At 72.2% G+C, this 13,740-nt stretch carries 13 protein-coding genes and 1 pseudogene; 6 read left to right on the plus strand and 8 right to left on the minus strand.

Annotated elements, in window-relative coordinates; all coding sequences use genetic code 11:
- Positions 1-353 precede the first annotated feature (353 nt).
- The 8 genes from ACZ5GH_RS04555 to ACZ5GH_RS04590 all read right to left on the minus strand — a co-directional run bounded on the left by ACZ5GH_RS04555 (position 354) and on the right by ACZ5GH_RS04590 (position 8,201).
- Positions 354-557 carry a cold-shock protein gene (locus tag ACZ5GH_RS04555; protein ID WP_099897249.1) on the minus strand — a complete coding sequence of 68 codons (204 nt, stop codon included), beginning with the start codon at positions 555-557 and terminating at the stop codon, positions 354-356.
- A gap of 554 nt (positions 558-1,111) precedes the next feature.
- The gene (locus tag ACZ5GH_RS04560; protein WP_464333503.1) at positions 1,112-2,083 is read right to left on the minus strand and encodes a Gfo/Idh/MocA family oxidoreductase; all 972 of its coding nucleotides are present in this window, start codon (positions 2,081-2,083) and stop codon (positions 1,112-1,114) included.
- A gap of 4 nt (positions 2,084-2,087) precedes the next feature.
- Positions 2,088-3,395: a protocatechuate 4,5-dioxygenase subunit alpha gene (gene ligA, locus ACZ5GH_RS04565; protein ID WP_387747028.1), complete on the minus strand. Its 1,308-nt coding sequence runs from the start codon at positions 3,393-3,395 to the stop codon at positions 2,088-2,090.
- A 28-nt stretch (positions 3,396-3,423) separates the two neighbouring features.
- Positions 3,424-4,344: an amidohydrolase family protein gene (locus ACZ5GH_RS04570; protein WP_464333504.1), complete on the minus strand. Its 921-nt coding sequence runs from the start codon at positions 4,342-4,344 to the stop codon at positions 3,424-3,426.
- Positions 4,345-4,346: 2 nt separating this feature from the next.
- Positions 4,347-5,036: a 4-carboxy-4-hydroxy-2-oxoadipate aldolase/oxaloacetate decarboxylase gene (ligK, locus tag ACZ5GH_RS04575; protein WP_464333505.1), complete on the minus strand. Its 690-nt coding sequence runs from the start codon at positions 5,034-5,036 to the stop codon at positions 4,347-4,349.
- Positions 5,037-5,054: 18 nt separating this feature from the next.
- On the minus strand, positions 5,055-6,080 hold the full coding sequence (locus tag ACZ5GH_RS04580) for an amidohydrolase family protein (RefSeq protein WP_387747020.1): 1,026 nt from the start codon (positions 6,078-6,080) through the stop codon (positions 5,055-5,057).
- A gap of 26 nt (positions 6,081-6,106) precedes the next feature.
- A complete protein-coding gene (locus ACZ5GH_RS04585; RefSeq protein WP_464333506.1) occupies positions 6,107-7,318 on the minus strand; it encodes a 4-hydroxybenzoate 3-monooxygenase in 1,212 nt (403 codons plus the stop codon).
- Positions 7,319-7,433: 115 nt separating this feature from the next.
- Positions 7,434-8,201, minus strand: a complete 768-nt coding sequence (locus tag ACZ5GH_RS04590; RefSeq protein WP_387747014.1) for an IclR family transcriptional regulator — start codon at positions 8,199-8,201, stop codon at positions 7,434-7,436.
- An 83-nt stretch (positions 8,202-8,284) separates the two neighbouring features.
- On the opposite strand from ACZ5GH_RS04590, the gene ACZ5GH_RS04595 reads away from it, so the two are divergent.
- The 6 genes and pseudogenes from ACZ5GH_RS04595 to ACZ5GH_RS04620 all read left to right on the plus strand — a co-directional run bounded on the left by ACZ5GH_RS04595 (position 8,285) and on the right by ACZ5GH_RS04620 (position 13,709).
- Complete coding sequence (locus ACZ5GH_RS04595; protein WP_464333507.1) at positions 8,285-8,983, plus strand: substrate-binding domain-containing protein; 699 nt, start codon at positions 8,285-8,287, stop codon at positions 8,981-8,983.
- A gap of 215 nt (positions 8,984-9,198) precedes the next feature.
- Positions 9,199-9,993 carry a crotonase/enoyl-CoA hydratase family protein gene (locus ACZ5GH_RS04600; protein ID WP_464333508.1) on the plus strand — a complete coding sequence of 265 codons (795 nt, stop codon included), beginning with the start codon at positions 9,199-9,201 and terminating at the stop codon, positions 9,991-9,993.
- Positions 9,990-11,960 (plus strand): acetoacetate--CoA ligase, encoded by a 1,971-nt coding sequence (locus ACZ5GH_RS04605; RefSeq protein ID WP_464333509.1) that lies wholly within the window; start codon positions 9,990-9,992, stop codon positions 11,958-11,960. The genes ACZ5GH_RS04600 and ACZ5GH_RS04605 overlap by 4 nt, the downstream gene beginning before the upstream one ends.
- A pseudogene (locus tag ACZ5GH_RS04610) lies at positions 11,957-12,381 on the plus strand (3-hydroxyacyl-CoA dehydrogenase NAD-binding domain-containing protein); the annotation flags it as partial. The gene ACZ5GH_RS04605 and the pseudogene ACZ5GH_RS04610, both read left to right, overlap by 4 nt.
- A gap of 18 nt (positions 12,382-12,399) precedes the next feature.
- On the plus strand, positions 12,400-12,840 hold the full coding sequence (locus ACZ5GH_RS04615) for a 3-hydroxyacyl-CoA dehydrogenase family protein (RefSeq protein WP_464336795.1): 441 nt from the start codon (positions 12,400-12,402) through the stop codon (positions 12,838-12,840).
- Between the two features lie 8 nt (positions 12,841-12,848).
- Entirely contained in the window at positions 12,849-13,709 is an 861-nt protein-coding gene (locus ACZ5GH_RS04620; protein WP_464336796.1) for an amidohydrolase family protein, read from the plus strand.
- The last annotated feature ends 31 nt before the right edge of the window (positions 13,710-13,740 follow it).

The following is a 13,740-nucleotide window of genomic DNA, read 5'->3' on the forward strand; positions in this document are numbered from 1 at the left end:
GGGCGGCACGCCGCGCGGCGGCTCTGCAGCGCGGGGCGCCGGCAGGAGATCGCGAGGAACGGGCCGAAAGTGTGGAGAGGGCGGGGCGTGGACGGTGAAACCGTGCGGCACGTCACCTCAGGTCCGCGCTCACCGCGAAGGGCGGGAGCGAGGATCCTCGAACCGTGGGTGTCACGGCAGGGCGCCGATCCGGACGCGGCGCCGAGCGTCTCGCGTGGGGATGGCCGCCGGTGGCGGGGCCAGGGGCCTGAACGGCCGGGGGGGTGCGTCGTGGCGCGATGCCGAGGGGCCCGCACCGGGCATCATGTACGCGGTGCGGGCCCCTGGCTACCAGGCGGGTGCCGTGGCAGAAACTACAGCGGACGAATGTTCTCGGCCTGCGGGCCCTTCTGGCCCTGCGTGACGTCGAACTCGACCTTCTGGCCCTCGAGCAGCTCACGGAAGCCGTTGGCGTTGATGTTCGAGTAGTGGGCGAACACGTCAGCGCCGCCGCCGTCCTGCTCGATGAAGCCGAAGCCCTTTTCCGCGTTGAACCACTTCACAGTGCCATTAGCCATAAAGAAATCTCCTTCAAGGGGCTGTCCGAAATCCGCCCAGTGCGGACTTCGAGTCGCCGCGATGAGCACCCACCCGGGGAAGAGCCGGGAAACAAAAATGCGCCTGCGAAACATCAGCAGGCGCACACAAAGTTCATGGGAACCACTACTGCAACTACAACGACCCTAGCAGGTCCAGGCCCGCCACGGGAGGAAATTCCACCCCGGTTCTGCAGGCCCCTTCCCCCGGGACCGCGGTCGCGAGGCGGCATGACCGTCAACGCCCGCGAGAAAAACCCTGGTTGGCCTGGCAGCTCAGCCCTCCCGACGCCCGCGCCCCGCCCTCCTCGACGGGCGAGCCCCACGGGCGCCGGGGACGGACCTGCCCCGCCGCGCCGGCCACGCAGCGCGCCCACCGGCGCCATCCGTGATCATTACGGACGGCGTACGAGAAATTCCTGCCGCGGATCAGAAATCAAGCGCACCGGAAGACCAACTCGGGCCGACCGCCGGGACCTCGAACGGTCCGGGCCGCCGCACCACGCGGCGGCCCGGGCCCGAGGTCTTCGCCGCGGTCACGACGCGGCAGCCGCGAGCTGCTTCTCCAGGGCGGCCAGCGTCCGGTAGCAGTTCAGCACCTGGGCGATGGAGGAGTTCGGCTCGCGGCCCTCGCGGACGGCGGCGACGAACTCGCGGTCCTGCAGCTCGATGCCGTCCATCGAGACGTCGACCCCACTCACGTCGATCGGCTCGTCCCTGCCGGTGAACAGGTCGTCGTAACGTGCGAGGTAGGTACCGGTGTCGCCGATGTAGCGGAAGAAGGTGCCCAGCGGACCGTCGTTGTTGAAGGACAGCGACAGCGTGCAGATGGCGCCGTTCTCCGCGCGCAGCTGGATGGACATGTCCATCGCGATGCCGAGTTCGGGGTGGATCGGCCCCTGGATCGCGTTGGCCTGCACGATCGGCGAGCCGGTCTGGTGGGCGAACAGGTCGACGGTGTGCGCGGCGTGGTGCCACAGCAGGTGGTCGGTCCAGGAACGTGCCTGGCCCAGTGCGTTGAGGTTCTCGCGGCGGAAGAAGTAGGTCTGCACGTCCATCTGCTGGATCCGGTAGTCCCCGGCCTGGATCCGCTGCCGCACCCACTGGTGGCTGGGGTTGAAGCGCCGGGTGTGTCCCACCATGGCGACCAGCCCGGTGCGCCGCTGCGCCGCGTCGCAGGCCTCGGCGTCGGCAAGCGAGTCGGCCAGCGGGATCTCGACCTGGACGTGCTTGCCCGCGTACAGACAGGCGAGCGTCTGCCCGGCGTGCATCTGGGTGGGCGTCGCGAGGATCACCGCGTCGACGTCGTCCATCGCCAGCACTTCTTCCAGCGTGGCGACGGCGCGGCCCACGGCCTGCTCCTCGGCGAACCGCCGCGCCTTCTCCAGGCTGCTGCTGACCACGGCGGTCACCTCGACGCCCTCGATCCGGCGCAGCGCGGCCGCGTGCTTGGCGCCGAAGGCGCCGCCGCCGACCAGGGCGATCCGGACGGTCTGCTTCTCGGTCATGTCGTCACTCCTTCACGGCGGGCGTCCCGCCCGCCGGGTGGTTCTCAAGGATCAGGTGGCCGACGGCGGTGTTGGACGCCGGCACGTGGTAGAAGCGGTGTTTGACCTCGATCCCGCCGCTTCCGTCGATGTCGCTCATCGCACCTCGGGCGATCAGCCACATGACCAGCTCGATCCCCTCGGAGCCGGCCTCCTCGACGTACTCCAGGTGGGGCACCTGGGCCAGGCCCTCCGGATCCGCGATCAGCCGGTCCAGGAAGGCGTTGTCCCACTCCCGGTTGATCAGGCCGGCGCGCGGCCCCTGGAGCTGGTGGCTCATGCCCCCGGTGCCCCACACCTGGACCTTCAGCGGCCTGTCGTAGGACTCGATCGCCCTGCGCAGCGCCTGGCCGAGCCGGAAGCACCGCGCGCCCGAGGGCACCGGGTACTGCACCACGTTGACGTGGAACGGGATCACCTTGCACGGCCACCGCTCGACGTCGCCGAACATCAACGACAGCGGGACGGTCAGGCCGTGGTCGACGGCCATCTCGTTGGCGAGGGTGAGGTCGAAGTCGTCGCGGATCAGTGAGTGCGCGATGTGCGCGGCCAGCTCCGGGTCGCCCTCGATCCCGGGGACCGGCCTGGGTCCGTAGCCCTCGTCGGCGGTGGGGTAGACCGTTCCGGTGCCGAGCACGAAGGTCGGGATCATCGACAGGTCGAAGGTGGAGGCGTGGTCGTTGTAGACCAGGAGGATCACGTCGGGGGCGTTGTCCCGTTCCCACTGCCTGGAGAACCCGTAGCCCTCGAAGACCGGCCGCCAGTAGGGCTCGTCGGTCTTGTGGTGGTCCATCGCCGCGCCGATCGCCGGCACGTGCGAGGTGAACACCGCGCCGGTGATGACGGCCTGTCCCCGCGGCGACCGCCGGTCGGTGTGCGCCGCTTCGAGGACGGCGTGATCGATCCGGTTGCCGGCGACGGAGCGGCCGCCGGCGACCATCATGTCGCGGTACTCCTGCTCGGTCATGCCGGTCATCGAGCCGGCCATCTGCTGGAACGACAGTCCCAGCGTCGCACCCCACTTGGCGAGGAAGTAGATGTTGCCGCCCTCGCGTATCGCGGCGTTGAGGTCGCGGTCGAGCAGCGCCTGCTTCTGTTCCTCCCGCAGTGGCCACGCGTCCAGGTAGGCGCGCTCGTCGGCGAGGTAGCGGTGCCGGTTCTCGGCCGTCATCAAGGACATGCAGAACTGGTTGAGGTGGTAACCCCTGGCGGACTGCTCGGCGTCGAAGACGGTCGTCCCCGGGACCAGCTTGTAGCGCTTGTCCAGCGACATGGGTGGGTCCTCCGTTTCGTGGGACGGTTCAGTCCGATTCGGGCCAGTACAGGCGCATCGGGTTGTCGACCAGCAGCTTGTGCTGAAGCTCGGGCGTCGGCGCGATGTGCGGGACGAAGTCGACGAGCAGGCCGTCGTCGGGCATGTGGTCGGTGAGGTTCGGGTGCGGCCAGTCGGTGCCCCACAGCACCCGGTCGGGGAACTCCTCGACCACGCGCCGGGCGAACGGGACGACGTCGCGGTAGGCCGTCCGCTCCCCGTCCAGGGCCGGCGGGCCGCCCACCGACAGCCGCTCCGGGCAGGTGACCTTGCACCAGATGTCGGGCCGGGCCCGCAGGAAGTCCAGGAACGCCTCGAACTCCGGGCCGTGCGGGTCCTTGGCGACGTCGGGCCGGCCCATGTGGTCGACGACCAGCGGCACCGGGATCGAGAGGAGGAACTCGCGCAGGTCGGCGAGGTCGGCGGCCTCGAAGTAGACGACGACGTGCCAGCCGTACGGTCGGATCCGCTCGACGACGTCCCACAGGTCCTGCCGCGGCGCCGCGTCGACGAGCCGCTTGACGAAGTTGAACCGTACGCCGCGCACGCCGGCCTCGTGCAGTTCCCGCACCTGCGCGTCGGGGATCCCCGGGCGTACCGTCGCCACCCCGCGGGCCAGGCCCCCCGACGCCCGCAGGGCGTCGACCATGGCGGTGTTGTCGGAGCCGTGGCAGGTCGCCTGGACCACGATGGTGCGGGCGAAGCCCAGGTGGTCGCGCAGCTCGAAGAGCTGGTCCCTGGACGCGTCGCACGGGGTGTACTTGCGCTCGGGGGCGAACGGGAACTCCGCGCCCGGCCCGAAGACATGGCAGTGCGCGTCGACGGCGCCGGCGGGCAGCCGGAACTGCGGGCGGCTCGGGCCGGCGTACCAGTCCAGCCAGCCGGGGGTCTTCTCGAAGGTCGTCGTCATCCTCAGTCCTCGTACCGCAGCCCGAGCGCGGCCAGCGGGCCGCGCATGTCGTAGACGTCCAGGCCGAGTTCGCCCGCGCGGAACCTCGCGCGCTTGCCCGCCTCGCCCGCCTCGCGCCTGTCCGCCGCCTCGGCGACCTCGGCGGCCCGCTCACGCGGCACGACGACGACGCCGTCGCCGTCCGCGAGGACGACGTCGCCGGGCCGCACCAGGGCGTTGGCGCAGACCACCGGCACGTTGACCGAGCCGAGGGTGGCCTTGACCGTGCCCTTGGCGTTGACCGCCCGCGCGAAGACCGGGAAGTCCATCGCCTGGAGGTCGGCCACGTCGCGCACGCCGCCGTCGATGACCAGGCCCTTGCAGCCGCGGGCGCGGAAGGAGGTGGCGAGCAGGTCACCGAAGAATCCGTCCTCGCTCTCGGTCGTGCAGGCCGCGACCACGACGTCGCCCTCGCGGACCTGCTCCGCGGCGACGTGCAGCATCCAGTTGTCGCCGGGCTGCAGCAGGACCGTCACCGCCGTGCCGCACAGCCGGGCCCCGGGGTAGACCGGGCGCAGGTAGGGGCGCATCAGGCCGACCCGGCCCATGGCCTCGTGGACCGTCGCCACGCCGAACTCCGACAGCGCGGCGACCGCCTCGGGGTCGGCGCGGGTGATCGACGTGTGGACGATGCCGATCTCGGTGTGCTCCATCCGTTTCTCCTCCTGGGTTCAGCGGCCGGCTGCGGTGAGGCGGGCGGCGAGGCGGGGGTAGACGCGCAGGGCGTTGCCGGCGTAGACGGCCGCCCGCTCCTCGTCCGAGAGGTTCGGGGTGGCGTCGACGTACCGCTTCGTGTCGTCGAAGTGGTGACCGGTGCGCGGGTCGATGTCGCGGACCGCGCCGATCATCTCGCTGGCGAAGAGGACCGACCGGCTCGGGATCACCCGGGTCAGCAGGTCGATGCCGGGCTGGTGGTAGACGCAGGTGTCGAAGAGGACGTTGTCCAGCAGCGTCTCGGGATCCGGCTTGCCGAGCGCCATCGCCAGGCCGCGGAACCGCCCCCAGTGGTAGGGCACCGCGCCGCCGCCGTGCGGGATCACGAACCGCAGCGTCGGGAAGTCGGCGAACAGGTCGCCCTGGACCAGCTGCATGAACGCCGTGGTGTCGGCGTTGAGGTAGTGGGCGCCGGTGGTGTGGAAGGCCGGGTTGCACGAGGTGCTGACGTGGATCATGGCGGGGATGTCGTACTCGGCCATCGCCTCGTAGAGCGGGTACCAGCTGCGGTCGGTCAACGGCGGTGCGGTCCACCGGCCGCCCGACGGGTCGGGGTTGAGATTGACGGTCACCGCACCGAGCTCCTCGACCGCGCGGCGCAGCTCGGGCAGGCAGGTGGCGGGGTCGGCGCCGGGCGACTGCGGGAGCATCGCGCCCATCGCGAAGCGGTCGGGGTGGAGCGTGCTGACGCGGTGGACCAGGTCGTTGCAGATCCGCGCCCACACCGAGGAGACCGCGAAGTCGCCGATGTGATGGGCCATGAAGCTGGCCCGCGGGGAGAAGATCGTCAGGTCGCTGCCGCGCTCGTCCATGAGCCGCAGCTGGTTGCCCTCGATCGCCTGGCGCAGGTCGTCGTCGGTGATGACCAGGTCGTCGGGGTCGGGTGCGTCGCCGGCGGAGCCGGCCGCCGCCACCTGCCGGTCCCGCCACCGCGCCAACTGCGGTGGTGCGGTGGTGAAGTGGCCGTGACAGTCGATGATCATGCGTGCTCTCCTGAGGGGCGTCCGGGTCAGTCCTGGGTGCCGGTGGGCCAGCCGGTGTACTGCTCGGCGAGGAAGGTGCGGCCGGCCCGGGTGCCCACCGCGTTGTCGAGCTCGCCGAGCTGACGCCGCAGGTCGAACGGCGTGTCGCCAGGGGCCGTGTGCAGCAGCCGGGTCATCCAGTACGAGAAGTTCTGTGCCCGCCAGACCCGTTGGAGGGCGCGCGGCTGGTAGTCGTCCAGCGCGGCCGCGCCCTCGCCGCCGAGCGCGCGCAGCAGGACACCGGCGAGTACCTTCACGTCGTGCAGCGCCAGGTTCAGCCCGCGGGCGCCGGTCGGCGGCACGGTGTGCGCGGCGTCGCCCGCCAGCGCCATCGAGCCCCAGCGCATCGGCTCCTGCACGAACGAGCGGAACCGCAGCACCGTCTTCTCCAGGATCGGCCCCTCGTTGAGCCGGAAGCCGTCCTCGCCGGCCACCCGGGCCTGGAGCGTCTCCCAGACGCGGTCGTCCGACCAGGCCTCCACGGGCTCGTCGGGGGCGCACTGGAAGTACATCCGCTGCACGCGCGGGGTGCGCTGGCTGATCAGCGCGAACCCGTGCTCGGAATGGGCGTAGACCAGCTCGGGTGCGCTCATCGGCGCCTCGGCCATGATGCCGAACCACGCGTAGGGGTACTCCTTGCCGTAGCGCGCCCGCCGGTCCTCGGGCACCAGGTCGCGGCACATGCTGCGCGACCCGTCCGCACCGACCACGTACCGCGCCCGGACTTCGTGGCGGGTCCCGTCGGACGCGGTCCAGCGGACGCGGGGAGCGTCGGTCGTCACGTCGAGGACCTCGGTCTCCCTAACACCGAAGTGGACCGTGCCGCCGTCGCGCTCCCGGGCGTCGGCCAGGTCGATGAACACGTCGGTCTGCGGGTAGAGCCACACCGACGCGCCGACCAGCTCCTTGAAGTCGATGCGGTACGGCCGGCCGCCGAACCGGAGCTCGACGCCCTCGTGTTCGTGGCCGTCGAGCAGGATCCGCTCGGAGACACCGGTCTCCACCAGGTCCCGGGCCGCGTCGGCTTCGAGGATGCCGGCCCGGTGCGTCGTCTCGATCTCCTGCCGGGTACGGGTGTCGAGCACGACCGTCTCGACCCCGGCGCGCCCGAGCAGATGGGCCAGCATCAGTCCGGCCGGGCCGGCGCCGACGACGGCGACTGGGACCGAGGCGACGGTGTCGACGATGGCATCGGCCATGGCATCTCCTGAACGGTGGCGCGGGGGCTTCGAAGGCTTCGAACTCCCCGAACGCTCGCACCCGGGCCCTCGACCGGTCGCCCCCCTTTCCGTCAGGCGGAAACCTCCCCGGGTTTCAGACCGTCGTCCGGGCCCGCCTGCCGAGCTCCTCGGAGATCCCCCGCGCGGCCCTCAGCAGCGGCTCGCGCAGCCCGCGCGCCCGGCTCTCGCCCCGCGCCGCGACGACGATCCCCAAGGCGGCGCTCACCGGGCCGGACCGGCCGATCCGTACCGGCGCGGCCACCGCGACCGAGCGCTCCGAGAGCTGCCGGTCGCTCACGAAGACCTGCTCGCGGCGGATCCGGTCCAACTGCGCCCGCAGCGCCTTCGGTTCGGTGACGGTGTGCGGGGTCCAGGCCCGGAGCGGCGATCCGAGCACCTCCTCCTGGATCTCCCGGGGCGCGTGCGCCAGCAGCACCCGCCCCATCCCGGTGGAGACGACGGGGAACCGGGACCCGACCATCGTGACCACCTCCACCGACCGGTGCCCCGCGATCCGTTCCACGAAGACCAGCTCCGTGCCCTCGCGCACCGCGAGCTGGACGTTCTCATGGGTCGCCTCGTAGAGGTCCTGCATGAACGGCAGCGCCGAATCGCGCAGGATCTGCGTCCGGGGACACCCCGAGGCGATCTCCCACAGGCGCAGCCCGACGTGCCACGACCCGTCCTCCGCGCGCTCCAGCGCTCCCCATCCCGCCAGCTCCGTGATCACGCGGTGCGTGGTGCTCAGGGCCATGCCCGTACGCTGGGCGATCTCCGACAGCGTCTGCGACGGGTGCTCACGGTCGAAGGTCGAGAGGATCTCAAGGACCTTGCCGGCTGCCGTACTCCGGGTTGCGCTCATCCGGCCAGTGTCGCAGGGCGGCGTCGAGCCGCCCGGGCGCGCGTCGCACCAGTCGTACCATCTGCCGAACTCAAGGAGTCGATGTGAACCAGGAGATCTCCGGGCTGTCCTCGATGGCGACACGGCCGATCCTGACCGACCTTTCCGAACACATCCGACGCACCCGCGGTGTCCCCGTGCGCTTCGAATCCGGCGGCGGGGTCGAGATCGCGCGGCGGGTGCGCGAGGGTGCCGAGGCCGACCTGCTCGTCCTCGCCGAGGGAGCACTGGCCCAGCTGGAGCAGGAGGGGCACCTCCTGGGCGGCACGGCGCGCCCGCTGTGGGTCTCCCAGGTCGTCGCCGCCGTACCGGACGGCACGCCGGTTCCGGCGTTCGATGCGGAATCCGACCTGCGAGCCGCTCTGCTGTCCGCGCAGAGGATCGCGTACTCCACCGGTCCCAGCGGGACGGCCCTCGTCGGACTGATCACCCGGCTGGGGCTGGCCGACACGCTGTCGGACCGGCTGGTCCAGGCACCGGCGGGGGTGCCCGCCGGCAGCCTGCTCGCGTCCGGCCGGGCCGACCTGGCCTTCCAGCAGCGCAGCGAACTGATGGACCTGCCAGGCGTCGTCGTCGGCCCGCTGCCGGGCGACACCGGGATCGACTCGGTCTTCAGCGGGGCCGTCCTGGCTTCCTCCGCCCGACCGGACCTCGCCCGCGAAGTCCTCGACCTCCTCGGGTCCGACACGGCGTCGGGGATCGCCGGCGCCAGGGGCATGCGAGCGCTCGGGCTCCAGGGCTGACGCGGCGACCCCGGAAGCAGCGGCCGGGGCTCGGCTGACGGTCGTCCGGCGGCCGACCCCGGCGTTCTTATGACAACGGCATTGACGTTTCGTTTCGCCCCCGGTTTCATGACTCGCACTTCCCCCACCCCACCCCCACCCCCAAGGCGGTGATCCGTTGGCATCGACGGTGAGGGACACGGGCGGGGAATCCTGGTAACCGAGGAGCCCTTCCCTTGCGTACGCTCTCCATCGAACACCGCGGCGCTGTCGCGGTGTTGACACTCCGCCGCCCCGCCAAGCGCAACGCCCTCGACGACGCCACCGTGCTGGGCGTCGAGGAGTTCTTCCGGAAGCCCGGCGCGGACGTCCGCGCCGTCGTCCTGGACGCCGAGGGCGACCACTTCTCGGCCGGGCTCGACCTCGGCGAGCTGACCGAGCGCTCCACCGAGGAGGCGCTGGAGCACTCGCTCATGTGGCACCGCGTCTTCGACACCATCGAGGGCGGGCGCGTGCCCGTGGTCGCCGCGCTCAAGGGCGCGGTGATCGGCGGCGGCCTGGAGCTCGCGGCCTCCGCGCACCTCCGCGTGGCCGAGCCGTCCACCTTCTACGCGCTGCCCGAGGGTCAGCGCGGACTCTTCGTCGGCGGTGGCGGCTCGGTCCGGGTCCCCCGGCTGATCGGCGCGCACCGGGTGGCGGACATGATGCTCACCGGCCGCGTCCTCGACGCCGCCGAGGGCCAGGCGGCCGGCCTCTCGCAGTACCTGACCGAGCAGGGCGGGGCGCGGGCCCGCGCCCTCGAACTCGCCGAGCGGATCGCGGCCAACGCCCCCCTGACCAACTTCGCCGTCCTCCGGGCGCTCCCCCGGATCGCCGAGGCGTCGCCCGCCGGCGGCCTGCTCCTCGAATCCCTCATGTCGGCCGTCGCCGCCGGCAGCCACGACGCCCAGGAGCGGATGCGGGCGTTCCTGGAGGGCCGCGCCGCGAAGGTCGCCGCCGGACAGGCCCCCCACGGAGAGGACGCCCGATGAGCGAGATCCTCAGCACCCCCGGCCCCGCGGTCGGGGACGAGTCCGAGATCGGCCGCTACCTCCGCTGGCTGGAGTCGGAGCGGCAGCTGGGCTTCCCGGACTACGACAGCCTGTGGCAGTGGTCCGTCGCCGACCTGGAGGGCTTCTGGTCGTCGGTGTGGGAGTTCTTCGAGGTCCGCCCGCACACCCCGCCCACGGCCGCCCTGGGCCGCAGGGCCATGCCGGACACCGAGTGGTTCCCCGGCGCGACCCTCAACTACGCCGAGCACGCGCTCGGACGCGAGGAGGACCTCGACGCGGTCGCGCTGGTCGCCCGCTCCCAGACCCGGGAGCCGATCGAGCTGACCTTCGGCGAACTCCGCGACCAGGTCGCCCGGGCACGCGCCGGGCTGCTGCGCCTCGGCGTCCGCAAGGGCGACCGGGTCGTCGCCTACCTGCCGAACATCCCGGAGACGCTGGTGGCCTTCCTCGCCACCGCCGCCATCGGCGCGGTCTGGGCTGCCTGCGCACCGGAGTTCGGCCCGCGCAGCGTGGTCGACCGGTTCGCCCAGCTCGAACCGAAGGTGCTGCTGACCGTCGCCGGCTACCGCTACGGGGACCGGGACATCGACCGCCGTGCCGAGGTGGCGGAGATCGCCTCCCGGCTGCCCACCGTGGAGCGGGTCGTCCACGTCCCGTACGGGCCGAACGCCGTCCCCGGCGCGCTGGGCTGGCCGGAGCTGCTGGCCGAACCGGCCGAACTCGCCTTCGAGCCCGTGCCGTTCGACCATCCGCTGTTCGTGCTCTTCTCCTCCGGCACCACCGGCATCCCCAAGGCGATCGTCCACCGGCACGGCGGGATCCTCCTGGAGCACCTGAAGAACCACGCGCTGAGCTGGGACCTGAAGCCGGGCGACCGGATGCTCTGGTTCAGCACGACGGCCTGGATGCTGTGGAACAGCCTGGTCTCGGCGCTGCTCGTCCGCACCTCGATCGTCATGATCGACGGCAATCCGGTCCACCCCGACCTGCGCGAGCAGTGGCGGATCGCCGAGGAGACGGGGGCGACGCTGATGGGCGTGAGCCCCGGCTACCTCATGGCCTGCCGCAAGGCCGGGATCCGGCCCGCCGAGGAGTTCGACCTGTCGCGGCTGCGGCAGCTCGGCGCGGCCGGCAGCCCGCTCCCCGCCGACGGCTTCCGCTGGGTCGCGGAGCAGTTCGGGGACCGGGTGCTCCTGAACGTCGGCTGCGGCGGCACCGACGTCTGCACCGGCATCCTCCAGGGCAGCCCGCTCCAGACCGTCCGCGCCGGGGAGATCTCCGGCCCCTGCCTCGGGGTCGCCGCGTACGCCTACGACAGCGAGGGCCGACGGGTCGTCGGCGAGCTGGGCGAGCTGGTGATCACCGAGCCGATGCCGTCGATGCCCGTCGGCTTCTGGGGAGACACCGACGGCTCCCGCTACCGGGCCGCGTACTTCGAGGAGTACCCGGGCGTGTGGCGGCACGGCGACTGGGTGCGGTTCGCGCCCGAGGGCCACTGCGTCGTCGCCGGACGCTCCGACGCCACCCTCAACCGGGGCGGGGTACGGCTCGGCACCGCCGAGTTCTACGCCGTCGTCGAGGACCTGCCCGAGATCGAGGACAGTCTCGTCGTCCACATCGAGGACCCCGAGGGCGGCAACGGGGAGCTGCTGCTCTTCGTCGCGGGCCCCGTGGAGCTGGACGACGCCCTCCGTACGAGGATCGCCCGCGCACTGCGGTCGGCGCTGTCGCCGCGGCACGTCCCGGACGTCATCGAGCGGGTGCCGGCCGTCCCGCGCAACCGCACCGGCAAGAAGCTGGAGGTGCCGGTCAAGCGGATCCTCCTCGGCGCGCGGCCCGAGTCCGTCGCCGGCACCGACGTCCTCGCCGACCCCCGTTCACTGGCCGCCTTCGTCGCCTACGCCGCCGGGCGGGCCGCCGGCACCGGACCCGGGAGCGCGTCGTGAGGGTCGCCGTCGTCGGCACCGGGGTCATCGGGGCGTCCTGGACCACGCTCTTCCTGTCGCACGGGCACTCGGTCGTCGCCAGCGATCCCGCGCCCGGCGCGGAGGAGCGGCTCCGGGCGGCCGTCGCCGCCGACCAGCGCCGGCTGTCGTTCACCCCGGACCTCGCCGAGGCCGTCGCGGACGCCGGCTTCGTCCAGGAGAACGGCCCGGAGCGTCCCGAACTGAAGGACGAGGTCTTCGCCGTCCTCGACGCCGCGGCCCCTCGGGGACGATCCTGGCGAGCAGTTCCTCCGGGCTGCCGCCGTCGCGGATCCAGCAGGCCTGCGCGGCCCATCCCGAACGGGTCCTCGTGGGGCATCCGTTCAACCCGCCCCACCTCATCCCGCTGGTCGAGGTCGTGCCCGGCGAGCGGACCGGTGAAGCCGCCGTCGAAGCGGCCATGGGGTTCTACCGCAGCCTGGGCCGCCATCCGATCCGGCTGCGCCGGGAACTGCCCGGCCATGTCGCGAACCGGCTCCAGGCCGCGCTCTGGCGGGAGGCGTACTCGCTCGTCGAGCGGGGTGCGGCGAGCGTCGCCGACGTCGACGCGGCCATCGCCCACGGTCCCGGCCTGCGCTGGGCGCTGCTCGGGCCCTTCCTCAACCAGCACCTCTCGGGCGGTGCGGGCGGCATCGCGCACGTCCTGGAGCACCTCGGCCCGCCCATGGAGGAGTGGTGGGCCGACCTCGGCGCACCGCGCCTCACCCCCGGGCTGACGCGCGCGATCGCCCAAGGCGTCCGCGACGAGCTGGCCGGGACCGCGGAGGCCGACCTCGTCACGGAACGCGACGCCCTCCTCTCCCTCCTCCTCGACGCCAAGAACCGGACCGACCACCTGTGAGCACTCCGATGAACCCCGCCGACTCGATCGCCATCGACTTCCACGTCCACGTGGAGCAGGACGCCCACGGCCACCTCGCGCTCGACGCGGAGCTGATGGACGCCTCGGCCGCCTACTTCAAGTCCGGCCAGGACCGCACGCCGACCGTGGAGAGCCTGGCCGCGTACTACCGCGAGCGCCGCATGGCCGCCGTGGTCTTCACGGTGGACGCCACCACGGGCCTGGGCCATCCCGCCCTGTCGAGCGAGGAGATCGCCGAGGCGGCGGCCGCCCACCGCGACGTCCTCATCCCGTTCGGCTCGGTCGACCCGCACCGGCCGGACGCCGTCGCCCGGGCCCGCTCGCTCGTCCGCGACCACGGTGTCCGCGGCTTCAAGTTCCACCCGAGCCTCCAGGCGTTCGTGCCGAACGACCGCGAGCACTACCCGCTCTACGAGGCGATCCAGGAACTGGGCGTCCCCGCCCTGTTCCACACCGGGCAGACCGGGATCGGCGCCGGCCTGCCCGGCGGGCGCGGCATCAAGCTGCGCTGGTCCGACCCGATGCTCCTGGACGACGTCGCCGCCGACTTCCCCGGCCTGACGATCGTCCTGGCGCACCCGTCGGTGCCCTGGCAGGACGAGGCGATCTCCGTCGCCACGCACAAGGCCAACGTGTACATCGACCTGTCGGGGTGGTCGCCGAAGTACTTCCCGCCGCAGCTCGTGAAGGCGGCCGGCTCCTTCCTCCGGCACAAGGTGCTGTTCGGCTCGGACTTCCCCGTCGTCACGCCCGACCGCTGGCTGGCGGACTTCGACGCCCTCGGCATCAAGCCGGAGGTCCGCCCCCTGATCCTCAAGGAGAACGCCGCCCGCGTCCTGGGCCTCTGACGACCCGCACCTGCCCGGTCGGGCTCGGCGC

The sequence above is a fragment of the Kitasatospora sp. Xyl93 genome, assembly GCF_055383135.1.

Excerpts from the sequence above, each read along its gene's own strand:
- ligK (WP_464333505.1), bottom strand. The coding sequence starts at position 5,036 with ATGGAGCACACCGAGATCGGCATCGTCCACACGTCGATCACCCGCGCC.
- ACZ5GH_RS04590 (WP_387747014.1), bottom strand. The coding sequence starts at position 8,201 with ATGAGCGCAACCCGGAGTACGGCAGCCGGCAAGGTCCTTGAGATCCTC.
- ligA (WP_387747028.1), bottom strand. The coding sequence starts at position 3,395 with ATGTCGCTGGACAAGCGCTACAAGCTGGTCCCGGGGACGACCGTCTTC.
- ACZ5GH_RS04620 (WP_464336796.1), top strand. The coding sequence starts at position 12,849 with ATGAACCCCGCCGACTCGATCGCCATCGACTTCCACGTCCACGTGGAG.
- ACZ5GH_RS04605 (WP_464333509.1), top strand. The coding sequence starts at position 9,990 with ATGAGCGAGATCCTCAGCACCCCCGGCCCCGCGGTCGGGGACGAGTCC.
- ACZ5GH_RS04615 (WP_464336795.1), top strand. The coding sequence starts at position 12,400 with ATGGGGTTCTACCGCAGCCTGGGCCGCCATCCGATCCGGCTGCGCCGG.
- ACZ5GH_RS04585 (WP_464333506.1), bottom strand. The coding sequence starts at position 7,318 with ATGGCCGATGCCATCGTCGACACCGTCGCCTCGGTCCCAGTCGCCGTC.
- ACZ5GH_RS04560 (WP_464333503.1), bottom strand. The coding sequence starts at position 2,083 with ATGACCGAGAAGCAGACCGTCCGGATCGCCCTGGTCGGCGGCGGCGCC.
- ACZ5GH_RS04555 (WP_099897249.1), bottom strand. The coding sequence starts at position 557 with ATGGCTAATGGCACTGTGAAGTGGTTCAACGCGGAAAAGGGCTTCGGC.
- ACZ5GH_RS04570 (WP_464333504.1), bottom strand. The coding sequence starts at position 4,344 with ATGACGACGACCTTCGAGAAGACCCCCGGCTGGCTGGACTGGTACGCC.
- ACZ5GH_RS04580 (WP_387747020.1), bottom strand. The coding sequence starts at position 6,080 with ATGATCATCGACTGTCACGGCCACTTCACCACCGCACCACCGCAGTTG.